The sequence below is a fragment of the Eubacterium barkeri genome (genome assembly GCF_900107125.1).
In the GTDB taxonomy this organism is placed as follows: domain Bacteria; phylum Bacillota; class Clostridia; order Eubacteriales; family Eubacteriaceae; genus Eubacterium_O; species Eubacterium_O barkeri.
In genome coordinates this window covers 33,413-49,808 of sequence record NZ_FNOU01000004.1, presented here as the reverse complement: position 1 = coordinate 49,808, position 16,396 = coordinate 33,413, and the positions used below count along the sequence as shown (strand labels likewise).

General features: G+C 46.1%; 18 protein-coding genes and 1 tRNA gene. 3 read left to right on the top strand and 16 right to left on the bottom strand.

Features of this window, described 5'->3' with window-relative positions; all coding sequences use genetic code 11:
• Positions 1-37: 37 nt before the first annotated feature.
• The 6 genes from secG to BLU30_RS03680 all read right to left on the bottom strand — a co-directional run bounded on the left by secG (position 38) and on the right by BLU30_RS03680 (position 6,262).
• The gene (gene secG / locus BLU30_RS03705; RefSeq protein WP_090243601.1) at positions 38-265 is read right to left on the bottom strand and encodes a preprotein translocase subunit SecG; all 228 of its coding nucleotides are present in this window, start codon (positions 263-265) and stop codon (positions 38-40) included.
• Between the two features lie 128 nt (positions 266-393).
• Positions 394-1,932, bottom strand: coding sequence for a 2,3-bisphosphoglycerate-independent phosphoglycerate mutase (gene gpmI / locus BLU30_RS03700; protein ID WP_090243599.1), 1,539 nt, complete (start codon positions 1,930-1,932; stop codon positions 394-396).
• Between the two features lie 147 nt (positions 1,933-2,079).
• Positions 2,080-2,820: a triose-phosphate isomerase gene (gene tpiA, locus BLU30_RS03695; protein ID WP_090243597.1), complete on the bottom strand. Its 741-nt coding sequence runs from the start codon at positions 2,818-2,820 to the stop codon at positions 2,080-2,082.
• Positions 2,821-2,848: 28 nt separating this feature from the next.
• The gene (locus BLU30_RS03690; protein WP_090243595.1) at positions 2,849-4,036 is read right to left on the bottom strand and encodes a phosphoglycerate kinase; all 1,188 of its coding nucleotides are present in this window, start codon (positions 4,034-4,036) and stop codon (positions 2,849-2,851) included.
• Positions 4,037-4,149: 113 nt separating this feature from the next.
• The gene (gap, locus tag BLU30_RS03685; protein ID WP_090243593.1) at positions 4,150-5,163 is read right to left on the bottom strand and encodes a type I glyceraldehyde-3-phosphate dehydrogenase; all 1,014 of its coding nucleotides are present in this window, start codon (positions 5,161-5,163) and stop codon (positions 4,150-4,152) included.
• A gap of 58 nt (positions 5,164-5,221) precedes the next feature.
• Positions 5,222-6,262 (bottom strand): sugar-binding transcriptional regulator, encoded by a 1,041-nt coding sequence (locus tag BLU30_RS03680; protein WP_090243592.1) that lies wholly within the window; start codon positions 6,260-6,262, stop codon positions 5,222-5,224.
• 519 nt (positions 6,263-6,781) lie between these two features.
• Between BLU30_RS03680 and BLU30_RS03675 the strand changes: the two genes are divergently transcribed.
• From BLU30_RS03675 to BLU30_RS03665, 3 genes are all read left to right on the top strand, one after another.
• Positions 6,782-6,994, top strand: a complete 213-nt coding sequence (locus BLU30_RS03675; protein ID WP_242873495.1) for a helix-hairpin-helix domain-containing protein — start codon at positions 6,782-6,784, stop codon at positions 6,992-6,994.
• 413 nt (positions 6,995-7,407) lie between these two features.
• On the top strand, positions 7,408-7,851 hold the full coding sequence (locus BLU30_RS03670; protein WP_090243590.1) for a MarR family winged helix-turn-helix transcriptional regulator: 444 nt from the start codon (positions 7,408-7,410) through the stop codon (positions 7,849-7,851).
• Positions 7,852-7,974: 123 nt separating this feature from the next.
• Positions 7,975-8,994: a radical SAM/SPASM domain-containing protein gene (locus tag BLU30_RS03665; protein ID WP_207647986.1), complete on the top strand. Its 1,020-nt coding sequence runs from the start codon at positions 7,975-7,977 to the stop codon at positions 8,992-8,994.
• A gap of 495 nt (positions 8,995-9,489) precedes the next feature.
• Here the strand turns inward: BLU30_RS03665 and BLU30_RS03660 are convergent.
• From BLU30_RS03660 to BLU30_RS03615, 10 genes are all read right to left on the bottom strand, one after another.
• Positions 9,490-9,576, bottom strand: a tRNA-Leu gene (locus BLU30_RS03660).
• A gap of 98 nt (positions 9,577-9,674) precedes the next feature.
• A complete protein-coding gene (gene aroD / locus BLU30_RS03655; protein ID WP_278286237.1) occupies positions 9,675-10,409 on the bottom strand; it encodes a type I 3-dehydroquinate dehydratase in 735 nt (244 codons plus the stop codon).
• Positions 10,409-11,536: a DUF362 domain-containing protein gene (locus tag BLU30_RS03650; protein ID WP_090243586.1), complete on the bottom strand. Its 1,128-nt coding sequence runs from the start codon at positions 11,534-11,536 to the stop codon at positions 10,409-10,411. Before BLU30_RS03650 ends, aroD begins: the two co-directional genes overlap by 1 nt.
• Positions 11,537-11,556: 20 nt before the next feature.
• Positions 11,557-11,997: a hypothetical protein gene (locus BLU30_RS03645; protein ID WP_090243584.1), complete on the bottom strand. Its 441-nt coding sequence runs from the start codon at positions 11,995-11,997 to the stop codon at positions 11,557-11,559.
• Complete coding sequence (locus BLU30_RS03640) at positions 11,942-12,493, bottom strand: PulJ/GspJ family protein (protein ID WP_176770816.1); 552 nt, start codon at positions 12,491-12,493, stop codon at positions 11,942-11,944. The genes BLU30_RS03645 and BLU30_RS03640 overlap by 56 nt, the downstream gene beginning before the upstream one ends.
• Positions 12,471-12,839, bottom strand: a complete 369-nt coding sequence (locus tag BLU30_RS03635) for a type II secretion system protein (protein WP_143024199.1) — start codon at positions 12,837-12,839, stop codon at positions 12,471-12,473. The genes BLU30_RS03640 and BLU30_RS03635 overlap by 23 nt, the downstream gene beginning before the upstream one ends.
• Complete coding sequence (locus tag BLU30_RS03630) at positions 12,823-13,311, bottom strand: prepilin-type N-terminal cleavage/methylation domain-containing protein (RefSeq protein WP_143024198.1); 489 nt, start codon at positions 13,309-13,311, stop codon at positions 12,823-12,825. Before BLU30_RS03630 ends, BLU30_RS03635 begins: the two co-directional genes overlap by 17 nt.
• Positions 13,286-13,687, bottom strand: a complete 402-nt coding sequence (locus BLU30_RS03625) for a competence type IV pilus major pilin ComGC (protein WP_090243574.1) — start codon at positions 13,685-13,687, stop codon at positions 13,286-13,288. Before BLU30_RS03625 ends, BLU30_RS03630 begins: the two co-directional genes overlap by 26 nt.
• Positions 13,688-13,727: 40 nt before the next feature.
• Positions 13,728-14,840 carry a type II secretion system F family protein gene (locus BLU30_RS03620; protein WP_278286236.1) on the bottom strand — a complete coding sequence of 371 codons (1,113 nt, stop codon included), beginning with the start codon at positions 14,838-14,840 and terminating at the stop codon, positions 13,728-13,730.
• Entirely contained in the window at positions 14,797-15,978 is a 1,182-nt protein-coding gene (locus BLU30_RS03615) for a GspE/PulE family protein (RefSeq protein WP_090243570.1), read from the bottom strand. Before BLU30_RS03615 ends, BLU30_RS03620 begins: the two co-directional genes overlap by 44 nt.
• Positions 15,979-16,396 lie beyond the last annotated feature (418 nt).

Sequence of the window (16,396 nt, the reverse complement as noted above, 5' to 3'; positions counted from 1 at the left end):
GATTTTTTTCCCCCTTTACGGAATAAAAATTTCTCGATTAAGCAAAAAGTGAGTAAATGAAAGCGGATATCATAAATACAATTGCTGAACCAATGGTCACTTTTTCCAAAATGGCGTAAATGCCCTTTGCTTTCTTTCTGCCAAATAGTGTTTCCGCACCACCTTCGATGGTCCCCATCCCTGCTGACTTAGCCGGTGACAGTACAATACTGATGATCAGTGCAAAACTTGATATAATTAGCAGAACGATTAAAAATGTTTTCATTATCTCACCTCCGTTTTAACCGTGATTGTTATTTTATCACAGGGACATTGTCTTTTCAATATAAAAATGCACTGAAAATGTAATTTTTCAGTGCATTTTTGATGTGTAATCGAGTTTCACCCGCAGTCCTAGTTCAACTTCTCAATCAACGTTTTTCCGGTCATTTCCGCGGGAACAGGCATGTCCAGCAGGTCTAAAATTGTCGGAGCGATGTCTGCTAAACGCCCCCCATCCCGTAAGGTAACATCCCCCAGGCCAGCGATGACACATTCAACTGGATTAGTCGTGTGGGCTGTCCAGGGCTCTTTGGTTTCATAATCGACCATTTTTTCTGCATTGCCATGGTCGGCTGTCAAAATCACATTCCCGCCCTTTGCCAAAACAGCATCGATGACCTTAGCGGCACAGGTATCCACCGCTTCCACAGCTTTTTCTGCCGCAGGAATCACACCGGTATGTCCCACCATATCGCAATTTGCAAAATTGAGGATAATGGCTTTAAAGGCATCGGAATCAATGGCTTCCAGCACCTTATCCGTTACTTCGTAGGCACTCATTTCAGGCTGAAGATCATAAGTGGCCACCTTGGGGGATGGCACCAGCGTCCGTTCTTCCCCTTCATACTGCTTTTCGACACCACCGTTGAAGAAATAGGTCACATGGGCATATTTTTCCGTTTCCGCAATCCGCAGCTGAGGTACCCCATTCTTGCTCAAGTACTCACCCAGGGTATTCTCAATGGTTTGGGGCTTGAAGGCAATTTCAACCCCCTCAAAGCTGGCATCGTACTGAGTCATGCTAATCATAAATACCGGGAAGAAGCCTTTCCCCCGTTCAAAACCATCAAAATCGGCATCGATGAAGGTTCGGGTCAGCTCCCTGGCACGGTCTGGGCGGAAGTTGAAAAAGATCAGGGTATCGTTCGCTTTGATGGTTTTATCTTTTTCCGGAGCAATCACACAGGGCAGGATGAATTCATCGGTCACATCGCCGGCATAGGATTTTTCCATACAGGCCCCAGGGGTACTGGCGGTATCTCCTTCTCCAAGGACCAGGGCGTCGTAGGCCTTCTGAACCCGTTCCCAGCGATTATCACGATCCATGGCGTAATAACGGCCATCGATGGTCGCAATCTCACCAACACCCAATTCTGCCATTTTGGCTTCCAGAGCAGCAATGAACCCCGCGCCACTCATGGGTGCCGTATCCCGGCCATCCATGAAGCAATGGACATAAACCTTTGTGAGCCCCTCTTTCTTTGCCAGTTCCAACAGTGCAAAGAGGTGATTCAGATGGCTATGGACACCACCATCGGAGACCAGCCCCATGAGATGAAGTGCAGAATCGTGTTCCTTGCAATTCTTGATTCCAGCTAAAAAAGCCTCATTTTCAAAAAAATCCCCATCCTGAGTGGATTTGGTAATACGGGTAAGTTCCTGATATACAATCCGTCCTGCACCCAGGTTCAGATGCCCTACTTCGGAATTTCCCATTTGCCCATCGGGTAACCCAACCTCCATACCGGACGCACCGATAAAGGTGTGGGGATTGTTGTCGTAAAACGCATCTAAATGAGGGGTTAGTGCTTCCAGCACCGCATTCCCTTCAGTATTTTGAGTATAGCCAAAACCATCTAAAATAATGAGCGTTGTTAAATTTCCTCTCATAATACTCCTTTTCTTAATGCTTTAATGATCACCACTGATGATCATTACCGTTCTAATGAAAAGAGTGCAGAGCCAATCCCCCGCACTCTTTTTTTCAATTATACGCTAATCGCTCTGCGCATTCAATTACTTTGAATTGATTTTAAGTTAGTATTTAACAATTTTGGAGAAATCCGCAGTTAAGCTTGCGCCGCCGACTAATGCACCATCGATATTCGGCATCGCCATAAGTTCTGCCGCGTTGGCGGGCTTTACGCTTCCACCGTACTGAACACGAACCGCTTCTGCAGCGTCTTCACCATACATTTTTGCAATGGTCTTTCGGACCCAGCCACAGGCTTCATCCGCTTCTTCTTTGCTGGCAGTTTTGCCAGTGCCAATGGCCCAAATCGGTTCGTAAGCAACAACCACCTTGGCGATATCATCAATGTCTGCAAGGCCCTTTTCAATCTGACCCACGACCTTGGCTTCAGCCTGTCCGCTTTCCCGTTCGTCCAGGGTTTCGCCACAGCAAACGATGGGAACGAGTCCTAATTCCAAGGCCTTAATGGCCTTTTTATTCACAGCTTCATCCGTTTCGTTGTAGTATTCACGGCGTTCGGAATGGCCGATAACCACATACTTCACCCCAATGGCAGTCAGCATTTCACCGGCAATTTCACCAGTGTAGGCACCACTTTCGGCATAGTGCATATTCTGGGCACCAATACCGATATTCGTTCCTTCGGTCAGTGCGACGGCTTCCGGCAGATCGACATAGGGGGGGCAGAAAACAACTTCTGCCTCTGCACCGGCCACCAACGGCTTTAATTCTTCGATTAACGCCTTGGCACCTGTTATATCCTTGTTCATCTTCCAGTTACCTGCAATAATTGGTCTTCTTGACATTTTTTCTCTCCTATTATATAAAAACTGCTTATTTATCTTCCAGAACAGCGATTCCAGGGAGGACCTTGCCTTCCATGAATTCCAAGGAGGCACCACCACCGGTGGAAATATGGCTCATGCCCGCTTCAAAACCGAGCTGCTTCACAGCTGCTGCGGAGTCGCCACCGCCAATGATGGTAACAGCATTGGAATCTGCCATAGCCTGAGCCACTGCAATGGTTCCCTTGGCAAAGGCCGGGAATTCAAAGACACCCATGGGTCCGTTCCAAATGACGGTGGCTGCATCAACAATGGCATCGGCAAAGATTTTCTGGGTTTCCACTCCAATATCCAGGCCCATCTGATCGGCGGGGATGGCGTCGGCTTTAACATTGGTGGCAGGCGCATCGGCTGCGAATTTCGGTGCAACCACAACATCCACCGGCAACAAGAGCTTCACACCACGGCCTTCGGCCTTACGGATCAGCTCTTTAGCTAATTCCACCTTATCCTCTTCCAATAAGGATGTTCCAATTTCATAACCCTGTGCTTTTAAGAAAGTAAAGGCCATCCCACCACCGATGATGAGGGTATCCACCTTTTCCAGGAGATTATTGATCACGCCGATTTTATCGGATACCTTAGACCCTCCGAGGATGGCCACAAAGGGACGCTTGGGATCTTCTAAAGCCCCACCGATGAAGTCGAGCTCCTTCTGAATGAGGAATCCCGATACTGCGGGAAGATAATCGGCAACGCCTGCGGTGGATGCATGGGCACGGTGACAGGAACCAAAGGCATCATCCACAAAGACATCGGCCAGGCTGGCCAGTTCCTTTGCAAAGACGGCATCATTTTTCTTTTCCTCTGGTCTGAAGCGGGTGTTCTGGAGCAGTAAAATTTGACCGGGCTGCAGCTTTGCTGCGGCGTCCTTGGTCACTTCACCAACCACTTCTCCGTCATCGCTAAAAATAACCTGCTTACCCAGTACTTCTGATAAACGCTTGGCTACTGGCTCCAGGGAAAACTTAGGATCGGGCTCATTTTTAGGGCGTCCTAAATGGGACATGAGGATCAGAGATGCCCCTTGATCTAAAATATATTTGATGGTGGGCAATGCTGCCTGGATTCTGGTATCATCGGTGATCTCCATGGCCTCGTTGAAGGGCACATTGAAATCAGCACGCATCAGGACCTTTTTACCCTTTAAGTCGATATCTTTTACTGTTTTCTTCATATTGAACTAACCTCTTTCTTGTTTCTGGGGCTTTTAAAGTAATAAAGGGGCTCCAAAGGAGCCCCCGGTTAAATCCGCCGGTGGGCAGATTTGGTGCTATTGTTCTTTCTAAATTATGCTAATTCAGCAAAGTATTTAATGGTACGCACCATCTGGCTGGTGTAGGAGTTTTCATTATCGTACCAGGAAACAGCCTTGACTAAAGTGGTGCCATCGCCCATATCCATGGTGGTTGTCTGTGTTCCATCGAATAAGGAACCGAAGGTAATGCCGACGATATCTGAGGATACCAGTTCATCTTCAGTGTATCCGAAGGAAGCGTCAGAAGCAGCTTTCATGGCAGCGTTAACCTGATCAGCTGTCACAGTACCTTCAACGACAGCAACTAACTGGGTTAAGGAACCAGTGGGAACGGGCACACGCTGTGCACAGCCGTCTAATACACCGTTTAATTCCGGGATAACCAGACCAATGGCCTTAGCAGCACCAGTGGTATTGGGGACAATGTTAACCGCAGCAGCACGGGCTCTTCTTAAGTCACCCTTTGGATGAGGGCCATCAAGGGTCATCTGATCACCGGTGTATGCGTGGATGGTGGTCATATAGCCTTTTTTAATCTTTGCTAATTTATTCAGTGCATTGGCCATTGGTGCTAAGCAGTTTGTGGTACAGGATGCAGCTGAGATGACGGTATCATCAGCAGTCAGGACATCTTCATTAACACCGAAGACAACCGTCGGCAGATCGTTGCCGGCAGGTGCAGAAATAACGACCTTCTTGGCACCAGCTGCCAAATGAGCAGATGCTTTTTCTTTTGATGCAAAGAAACCGGTACATTCCAGAACGACATCAACATCTAATTCACCCCAGGGTAAATCCGCAGGATTCTTCTGAGCATAGATTTTGATTTCCTTCCCATCCACAACGATGGAATCTTCTTTGGCTTCAACAGTACTTGCTAAAGCGTAGGTTCCTTGTGCAGAGTCATATTTCAGCAGGTGTGCTAACATTCTAGGGCTGGTTAAATCATTGATTGCGACAACATCATATCCTTCAGCACCAAACATTTGTCTAAATGCTAAACGACCAATTCTACCAAAACCATTAATTGCAACTTTTACAGACATTTTATCTGCCTCCTTAAAAATAGAATACTTTGAAAACACAATTCATAAAATGCTTCATTTATAATTTTCGGATGATTTCCTTTGCGGCACTTTCATCCGTCATTAACACCATATTCGGTTTAACCCGGCTGACGCCGATAATGGCATCTGCCTTAGACACACCACCTGCCACTGCAATGGCGTGGGGGATCCGTTTATAGTTTTCAATACTGATTCCAATGGAGCTGGATGGTGAAATAACCTTACCATTGACATCGAAATAGTGTCCGAAGGCCTCTCCCACAGCACCCATATCCAGTATTCGTTGTTTTTCTTTTAATTTCAGGTTTCGCCAATCGGCTAATACATCCGCCCGACCAATCCCAAAGACAAAAACATCAATCTCATTCATTTTATCAAACACACGCTTGATTTCCGGATAGTCCTTTAACGCATCCAGCAGCCGATTATCAATATTATCCGGCAGGTGAAGGAGCTCGTAGTTGGCATGGAGCTTAAGCCCCATTTCTGCTACGACATTATTGGCTTGGGTCGAATGGCTCTTTCCAATCCCACCCCGGGCCGGGATAACATAGACATCCGGATAAATGGATTCCTTCATCTGCTCAGCCACCACGGCTGCACTGGCTCCGCCAGTAAGTGCCAAGGTATCTCTGTACTTAAGAATGGACAGAATGTATTGGGCGGCTGAACGGCCCATAAATTTAAGGACCTGATAATTCATATCCATATCTCCAGGAGATACGACCACCTTTTTAAGATGAAGTTTTTCTTCCAGCTCATGCTCCAGCTGCTCCAAACCATTATACGTGTATAACATTCGTTTTAGCTGAAGAATAATCTTTTTCCCCAGATCCGTCAGAACGACACCCTGACGCTCTACATTTAAGAGCTTCTGGTTTTGGAGGAACTCTATTTCGTTGCGCACCTGACGCTCACTCATATCGAGAACAAAAGCTAAATTCCGCCGACCGATGGGTTCCTCACTCTTGATGGTTGACAGGATGTTGTACCGCATCTCGATTAATGCACCGATTTCAGGCACGACCAATCGCTGCAAATCCACGAGATCTTTACTGATTTTTAAATTTTCTTCCACTGATCATCCACTTCCCATCCTCAGGTGAAAGGCCTGTTCAAATTTGTTCCCACCGGGACAATGTCATTATATCTCATTCATTTGTATAATACAAGACCTGCCCACAAAAAACAATACGAATTTCTTTTATCTTAAAATTCTTGTTAAACCTTGTGTTTTAGCCGCTTATTCATTAGTTCTCCTTTATTTTTACAAAAAAAAATGACAAAATTTTATCCCTTCTTTATCCATTCCCCCGTTTTTTCCGTCCCGCCGCATACAAAACCGATCCAATAATCTTCTGGCTCTAATCCGTCCCACAATCCTACCACTGCCTTCCACAAAGCAGCCCTTCGCCGCCAACAAAAATAATATTTCCTCTAAAAAACCAATGCGGCTTTAAAGGGTCGTGTTTCTGTGTTATCCTATTTATCAACAGACCCAATGCAGAAATAAAAACCAATCGTTTGAATCACACTATCGAGGCTATTCTATGAAAAACAACACGCGTAAAAGCACCAGCAATTTAACCGCTATTCCATGAATCGGAAAAAAATTGAACAGCATTTACTAAATATTGGGATTAAGACCATCGCTGACCTAAAGGGAAAAGACCCCGAAACATTATTTCAACAGGATTGTTCCTATAAGGGCTTTCAAGAGGACCGATGCCTTCTCTATGTTTTTCGGCTGGCTGTATATTATGACGATAACGAAACCCACGAACCCGAAAAGCTAAAGTGGTGGTATTAGATTACCCACGCTGTGACACCCTTTTAAAATAGGCTAGGGCACATGCCCCTATAAGGGTTTTATGGGTGTGCGAAATAGTATTGATAGCGGCTAAAAATGCTATTTTTAATATGCAAAAAGCCTCTTAAACTTTAAATTTTCCTTACCCCGCCCCCATGATACCATTTTATCTACGCTCTGCCTCAAAATCCTTTTTGAGTTCTTCCAGGTTTTGATAAGATAATGTCCCTCGTTTGTTCTTATGAAACATTCTTTCTCCAACTTATCAATTGATTAAATAGTATTATCAGAGTACTATAAATTAATACAGGCTCAAAAGGCAATAATTGTTATCATTGCAAACTTCGAAAAAATTCTACAAAAACTCATTGACAATATTTTTTAGTTGCTAAAATACAGGAGGCGATATTAAAATGAAGCAATACCATGAAATCTTAGAAAAGGTAATAGAGCTTACCAACGTTATGAACAAAACCAGCAAATGTGCTCGAGACTTTGGCGTGGGGATACTGTTGTATCCTGCTGAAATCCACACCATTGAAGCCATCGGAGCACATGAATCTATCAATGCAAATGCGCTTGCCAAATTATTGGGCATTACAAATGGAGCTGTAACACAAACCACGAACAAGCTCCTTCAAAAAGGACTTGTGGAAAAATTTAAAGTAGAAGGCAATCAGAAAGCTGTATATTTAAAACTAACAGCTCTTGGCAGAACCGCAGAACAGGCGCACGACCACTTCCATGCACAGTCCTACCAAAATGTAATAAAATATTTAAGCAGTCTTTCCCAAGAACACCGCGATGCTATTTTAGCATTTTTAGATGTGTATATAGAAAACCTACCCAGAAAATAAATAATACTTTAACCGTTCCCTCTAGTATTTTATTTAGCAGCTAAATAAAACTTGACGTTTTATTATTTAGCTGCTAAAATAAAAGCAAATAAAAATACTTACTAGGGAAGGAACTGATCCATTATGGAAATGAACGCACAAGTGAAGCCTCGCATTGATCTACACAACCGAGAGGAACTCAAGAATGTACTTCCACTTAGAACACCCTACATCGTCCATATTGACCCCTGTGATACATGCAATTTTCACTGCAAATTTTGCCCATCCGGTAACATTTCACTTTTGAAAAAAACACCAGGACGCGGTCATGGTCCAATGGACTTTGACTTATACAAATCCTTGATCGATTCAATGCACGATTTTAAAGATAAAATACAGGTTATCAGGCTCTACAAAGATGGGGAGCCGTTGCTCAATCCATACTTCCCAGATATGGTACGCTATGCAAAGGAGTCTGGTTGTTGCGAGCGTGTAGATACTACCACCAACGCATCGCTACTTACGCCAGCCTTAAGTCTAAAGATAATTGACGCAGGACTTGACCGTATTAATATTTCAGTAGAAGGAATCAATTCCGCACAATACGAGGATTTTTCACGATACAAACTTGATTATAACGCCTTTGTGAATAATATTTCTTTTTTCTATGAACACCGCAAGCAATGTGAAATGAATATTAAAATTAATGGGGATATTTTGACTGAAGCACAAGAGCAACAATTTTACGCTACCTTCGGAAATATAACCGACGGTATTTTTGTGGAACATATCATTGACTATTGGCCAAAATTCGAGCAAGAGCAAGTCGCGATCAACAAAGCCGTTGGGCTGTTGGGCGATGAAATTAAGGAGGTCCGTGTTTGCCCGTATGTGTTTTACGAAATGGCAATCAACTCTGATGGGTCTTATGGCCTTTGTCGCTTTGATTGGAACCACTCCATGCTGTTGGGTCGTGAACTCGGTGCATACATATCACCCCGACGCGTTTGGGATAGTACCCTTTTATGGGAGTTTCAAAATATGTTTCTGCGTGGTGAACGCACCACTCGTACCTATCTGCTGTGCGCAAAGTGCGGATTACTCAAGCAGGGAGCACCTGAGGATATTGACGAATTTTCCGAATTATTGCTTGAGCGCATGTAAGTCAGCAGCATTCTAGTAATCGCTGAATTTTCCACCATAGACGACCAAAAGGTATTATCTCAGTAGATATTTTCACCCAGGTTTCAATTAATCAAAAGCAAATATTCATTGATTCGGTGCAGTCCTAGATATAGAGGAAAAAACATTGAAATGCGTAGAATGAAAATACCCTCTATAATTTTGGATCAGCTACCCAGCGAACTGCTCTTAAAGGGTATTATATCAAGTGGTGGACAAAAAGAAAAACCTTGGACAATTCCAAGAAGAAGGGCAGCACAGAACGCCGGTAGCGAGCCAACGGGCCATGGCCTAGGCCTTTACCCTAGGATATATCCGCACCAGTCCGGCCGAAAGTTACACCCTCCCAAAGAAAGCGAAATACGACCCTCGGTAAGAATCTGTAAATGGTACGTTAAAGGGTAAACCTCCCATAATTCCAACATATAAAAAATCCCCTAAATCCTTATGGTTAGGGGCTTTCATTCATTCTTTGTATGGTGCCGAAGGTGGGACTCGAACCCACACGGTATTGCTACCAACGGATTTTGAGTCCGTCACGTCTGCCAATTCCATCACTTCGGCGAAACACATATGCTTTACGCTACGAACATAATAATAGCATACGTGATTTCGGATTTCAATCCCTAAATCTTATTTTTTTATGGTCGCCCTTCATGGTATTACATATTAATGCCCATGGATTTACGCATACTGCGCACCTCTGACACCGATAATTGACCCGGCGCTGTGGAATCCACCACAGTGGCAAAGCTAAGCGATCCCCCGGTATAGTCTGGAAAGATCCGGGTTATCCCCCCCATCGCCCCCATCAAAATACTGATTATAGGTGCATCGTGGAAGGCTCCTCCCCGAATAATCGCTGCTATCGCCTGTCGGACATCCTTTTGTGTTTTTGGCATCATGGCCAGCTTCAGAATGTCGGCACCATCCTGTACCATATCGCTGAAAATCGCTTCAATAGCTTCCTCTGATACACATTCGTCAAAGTGATGCCGGGATAAAATCAGGCCACCTTCTTTCTCAACCAGAGCTTTTTTTACCCCCGCCTTAAAAGCCGCAGAGCTATCCAGCTCAACATCGATATAATCTGCTCCATCACAGGCAATACAAGCTAAAATACAGGCCAGCCGATGGGCTTCATCCACTTGGGTGACGCCCCCTTCTAAGGGACTGCGGTAGGTATAAATCAACCCCACGCCTCCCCGCATCCCTTTTATTTTTGACAATAATTCTTGTTCTTCATTAAGGGTAATCGGTTCAAAATAATCCCGACGCCATTCTATAAAGTCGGGCTCAGCGGCTATGGCCACCTGAACCTGCTCCATCAACTCTTCAGCATTCCTCGGTGTGATCGGAACGCAAAGTGCGAAGGTATCTTTTTTTATCACCTTCATCATTTCACCGTAATGAGTTCATAGCTTTGACTCCCCAGACCAATTTCCTCCCCATGGGCCAGACATACCCGCCAATCAGTATCCGGGTGAGTGGCACAAAATCGATCACCGGTCACATCATGACTGTGGTCATGCTCTTTTAGCTGGTCATCCAAATAGCTTCCAGAGATGACCGGTGCCGCATTACAGGCATCAGCACAGGCCTGGTCCAGAGCCACAGGATCGGTGGATGCAAAGATCCCCACATCCTGAATAATTGGTAAATCATTTTCGGCATGACAATCACAGAAGGGAGAAACATCCATGACGAAGCTGATGTGGAATTGAGGGCGATCCTTCACCACGGCCAGGGTGTACTCAGCCATTTTTTTGTTAAGAATATCAAAGCTTTCATCATAAGGCGGTACGATGGCATCGAAGGCACAGACCCCCATACATCGGCCACAACCTACACAGACAGCGTGGTTGATGGCGGCATACCCATTGTCATAGCTGATGGCCCCAAAAGCGCAAATTTTACCACAGGCCTTACAATCCCGGCAGCGTTTAGCCAGCACCGACGGCTTCCCGGCTGCGTGCATTTCCATTTTTCCCCGACGGGAGCCTGAGCCCATTCCAATGTTTTTAATGGTCCCGCCAAAACCTGTATTCTCGTGACCTTTGAAATGGGTCATGGAAATCAGGATATCTGCATCCATAATGGCCCGGCCAATTTTAGCTTTGGTGACATATTCCCCGCCCACGGGGACCTCCACATCATCCGTCCCCTTTAGTCCATCGGCAATGATCATCTGGCAATGGGTGGTAAAGGGATTGTAACCATTTTCATAGGCCGCATCCAAATGCTCCAAGGCATCCTTCCGACGGCCGACATAGAGGGTGTTGCAGTCTGTCAAAAAGGGCTTTCCCCCTGCTTCCCGCACCAAATCAACAATCACCCGGGAGAAATTCGGACGAAGATAGGCGACGTTGCCAGGTTCCCCAAAATGAATTTTAATGGCCGTAAAGCGGTTTTCAAAATCCATTTCCATCAATCCGGCTTTTTTAACCAGCTTTTCCAGCTTCTGCAGCAGGGTTGCCCCGCCGCGGGTACGTAAATCTGTAAAATATACCTTACTCTTACTCATTCTGGTCTCCTCTTTATCAATTAATAGTTTAATTGTAGCGAAAAATTGTTAATTTGACCAGTATTTCCGTCAATTTCTGCTATCCCTGTATAATAGCGCTGGTATCGGCCATAACGACACTCCATAATAAGGCCGCATTGGGTTTCGGAATTTTTTTGAACCAGGATACGGTAGGTCGATCCCGCCTCACCGGATTGTAGCCCATCCGTCCCTTGATAATCGGGGTCCGTCGCTAAGGCCCAGCGACATTCCTCTGCCACACTTTTTCCAAGAAAAACACAGTGTTGATACTCCTGATAGGCGATGCCGTCCCTTAAATCCACCTGCATCCTGGTCAATAAAACAACACCCGTTCCCATCACTAAAGCAAGGATTACCAGCACCAATACCAGAACATAGCCGTCCTCATTCTTTTTGAAGGATGGCCTTTCCTCCTCCAGGATACCCAAAGGCCGCGTCATAGACCTGCTCCTTCCCATCCTGTTCCAAAACCAAATGCATTTCAATGATACCGGAAAATCCTCCGGTCTTATCCCTTTGAGCCTGTAACGTAAAATCGACCACGTCCCGGGCGAGCTGGCTATATTGACCTGGACCGATATCCACCAGATTACTTCGGTGGACCTTGCAGCGGTAGAGTGTCCCACTGGTGGGATCATGCCGATAATAATCCATATAAAGGGTTGGATTCTCCAAATCCATGAGGTAAACCCGTTCCCCCTTTATATAAAGGACATCGGATCGCTCAATTTGTTTTTGAACAACCAGATGAATTCGGCGAAAGGTGACTTCTGTCTCTGCATCGTATCGTAGTCCCGAGGCAATCTGATTAAAGAATGCCAGAGTAGACAGTGAAAGGAGCATCACCATTGCAATAAGGGCCAGGCTGACCATTAGCTCCACCAGGGTAAATCCAGAACTCGCTTTTCGTTGCCTAATCCGTGAATATTTTCCCACGATAACAGTGCGCTCCTCCCTCATGGGGGTAGATAAACACAACGGTAACCAGTCCACGATCCACCCCTTCTACCCGATAGGTCCAGGGTGGATATCGGCCTACTACCGTTGCGATGGTGGTCACGATCAATGTTTGATCCCTGGTGCTTAACTCCTGGAGGGCTGCCGCCGACTCATCCCGAATGGTATTGAGCTGGGTTCCCTCCTGGATTACGATCTGGCCAGCTCGTCGTCCGGCCAGAAGTACCCCGGTGAACGCTAACAATACCGTTATGACACAGCACAAAATTCCAAGGGCTACCACTGCCTCTACTAAAGTACTCCCTCTTCTACTGCGGCTTTTCATCGGACAAGTATACCCTCCCGCCACCAGGCTGCACCACCAGATAACGACTCTGTCCTCCCCTTCCTTTAAGCCAATAGGAATTGGAGATACTATTGGTCCCATCGGGAGAAAAGGCAATTTTAACCGCATCGGCTACTTTTATAGTCAGATGTTTAAAGACCATTGACCGCTGCTTCAATACGCCATTTTCATAGGTGCCTAAATATACTTTATTGGTATACAGCGTCACCGTCGCTCCCTTTCCATCTCCAGACATCATCCCCATCTCTTTCGTGACTAATATTTCTTTGAGTAATTGCTCACACTCCGCCTCAAATTGCTGATTTGTGAGATGCTTCCATACACCCACACCTATTCCCACCGTTCCCACTGTTAACAGAGAGAGGATGGATAGTGTGACAATGACCTCGGAGAGGGTGTAGCCAGAGTGATTGTCACGCCTCATTTTAAACGGTCGGAGTTGGGTTCGCACCCGCTTTCTCCACCGTCACTTTTCCTGTTTGACTATTATATTTAAAAACATTGTTGTTTTTAGATGTGATAGAAGACATATTTAAATACTCTTTCCCAGATGTTGATAACGTTATTACCACTTCATCAAAAGCCTCTTTTGTCCCACTTGCAGCTGTTACACCTGGCATTGCCCCCGTATCCGCCACATACACCTGTACCGCACTTTCTACCATGGCGGCATTGGTTTCATCCGTTTTCTGCTGGGCAGCGCCCAGGGCCTTGCTGTAAACCGGCACCGCAATCCCCGCCAACAGCCCGATAATGGCAAGGACAACCACCAATTCGGCCAGGGTGAATCCTCCCTTTTCCTTTAAAATACCTTGAACTCTTTTCATTATATTTCCTCCTGCTTTTATTGATAAACACGCCACTTGTTCACATGAACTCCAAGTAGCCTTCATACACTTGATAAATTGGTGCCATGAGTGAAACCGCAAAAAACATCACCATTAGCCCTAAACATAAAATGAGGGCGGGCTCCAACACTGTGGATAAATTCTTCATCCAGCGTTTGGATTCCTGGGTATAATAATCTGCCGCCCGATAAAGGGATTCCTCCAGGGTGCCCGCACGTTCCCCCACTGCCACCATTTGACAGAGGGCTCCCTTAAACAGTGGGGATTCATCAAAGCATTTCCCCAGGGCATGCCCCCGTCGAACCTTCTCCTTAATCCCTTGAAGCTCTGCTTTAAACAGACGATTGGTGAGTACCTCTGCCACGGTATCCAGACTGCTTAACATATCCACCCCATTGCCTAAGAGAATCCCAAGGGACTCTGCCAGCCGAAGACCCTGCATATAATAGATCAGCCGCCCAATAACAGGTACCTTAAGCACCCATCGATCCCACCAAAACCGAAAGCCTTCGTGGCGACGCGCTGCAAGGATGCCACCCACTAAAACGATCATTAATAAGAGTAAAACAGGCCATCCACTGGAGACAAATTCACTCATCCCCAGAAGCATTCGCGTTGGTGCCGGAACCTCCCCATCCAGTGAAACAATGGTCCCGATAATCGCCGGGAAAACCGTCGTCAGCAAAAACACCCCAACCGCCACTGCTACAACAATGACAATAACAGGATAAAGCAATGCCTGAATTAATCGACTTTTGAGATCCGCCTGATGATCATAATAATCGGTCAGTCCCTCTAAAACACGATCTAATCCACCACCACGTTCGGCTGCCTTTAGCATATTGATAACGAGTGGCGGGAAGCTTTTAGGGCTGGAGGCCGCACTGTCGGACAAACTGTTCCCCTGGCGTATTTTATTCGCTACCCGCCTTGCATCCTCTCCCAATTGGCGTCCCCTCCGTTCTGCCGCCAAGGTGTTAAAGGCATCCACTGGTGCAATCCCGGCACCTAAAAGCATTTGTAGCTGCTGACAAAAAAGCCCGAGGGCACGGGAAGAGGTGTGGGACCAAAAAACTTTGCCAGACCCTTTATCCGGCAATGCAACGCACCCCCTCTTCCAGGGAGGTGACACCTTGAAGAATCAGTGATCGTGCTCCCTGTCGAAAGGCGCCGTGTCCCCTGGATACACCACCTTGACCGTCTTCTCCAATCCCCCAAAACCCTGGATCAATGACCAGCAATTCAAAAATACCAATGCGTCCCAAATAGCCTGACCCTCCACAGCATTCACACCCCTTTGCACGATACAAAGACAAGGGACCCTTACCCTTTAGGTAGTGGCACTCTTTTTCTGATGCCAAATAGGACTCCTTACAGTAAGGACACAGCCGTCTTACAAGGCGCTGGGCCACCGCTCCCCGAAGAACCGCCCGAATTAAATACTCTGGAACCCCCATATCAAGCAGCCGTTCCCGGGAAGACCGGGCATCCATGGTGTGGAGTGTCGCCAGCACACGATGACCCGTTAATGCTGCCCGCACCGCGGTCATGGCCACGACATCATCCCGAAGCTCTCCAACGCAAATAATATCCGGGTCCTGGCGCAGTACGGACTTAAGGGCTTCCTGAATTGTCAAGCCGATCTCAGGATTAACTGGGATTTGTGTCACCCCCGGGATATTCATCTCCACAGGATCTTCAATGGATAGCATATGAACGCCCGAATCATTAAGCTGGGACATTACCGCATATAAGGTGGTTGTCTTCCCGCTCCCCGTCATTCCATTGAAGAGAATGAGCCCAGACTGATGGGTCAGCATCCGTCGTAGCCTTCTCTGATCCGCCCCCAGCATTCCAATCCCCGAAAGTGTATCCAGACCCTCCATACACCCCAAAAGACGCAAAACAAGGTTTTCACCATATTCTGTTGGCATCGTAGAGACTCGGATATCAATTCTTTTCTCCCCAAAGCAGTGACGGAATGCACCGTCCTGGGGTAAACGGGACTCCGTAATATCCATCTTTGAAAGAATCTTTATACGGGTAATCAATCGATCAAAATACTGACGGGGTTCTTCCTCTACAACATATAATTGCCCATCTATACGGTACCGAATCCGCATTCGATCAACAGAAAAGGGCTCCAGATGGATGTCTGAAGCCCTTCGATACACGGCATTTTCTATAATGGCATCCACACGCTCGATATAATAATCATCTGCATCCCTTGGATTTTTAGTCAGATTTGACTGCCATATTTTCTTTTCCATTTCATTCCCCTTTAAGTACTCCTGTAACTTAAGAGAATTATAAAACAATTTCCTTCATTCGTCAAGCGTTTTCATGTATAGTTCCGAATTTCAACTTTTTATGTCCATACCTATATACTAGCATCACTAGAGTTGGTTTTATGAACAAGTCTGTTTCCGCGACGATTGTAACTGCAATCCTGTTGGCGGCAATTTTAGACAATGTTCTTGGGATATTGGGCCTTGCACAGAGAGTGCTTGCCTTTGGACTCGTCAATGTCCATAATCTCCGTTGCTTGAGCTCTAGGAAAATCTCCATGGTCAAAAAGATGTGTCAGACGATCGGCGTTTACGGACCAACAGCACAATCGCCTGATGACGGATCACGCCCGCTAGCACCTTCTGTGTCCGATAATCATGGATACAGGTTGTCTGGGTA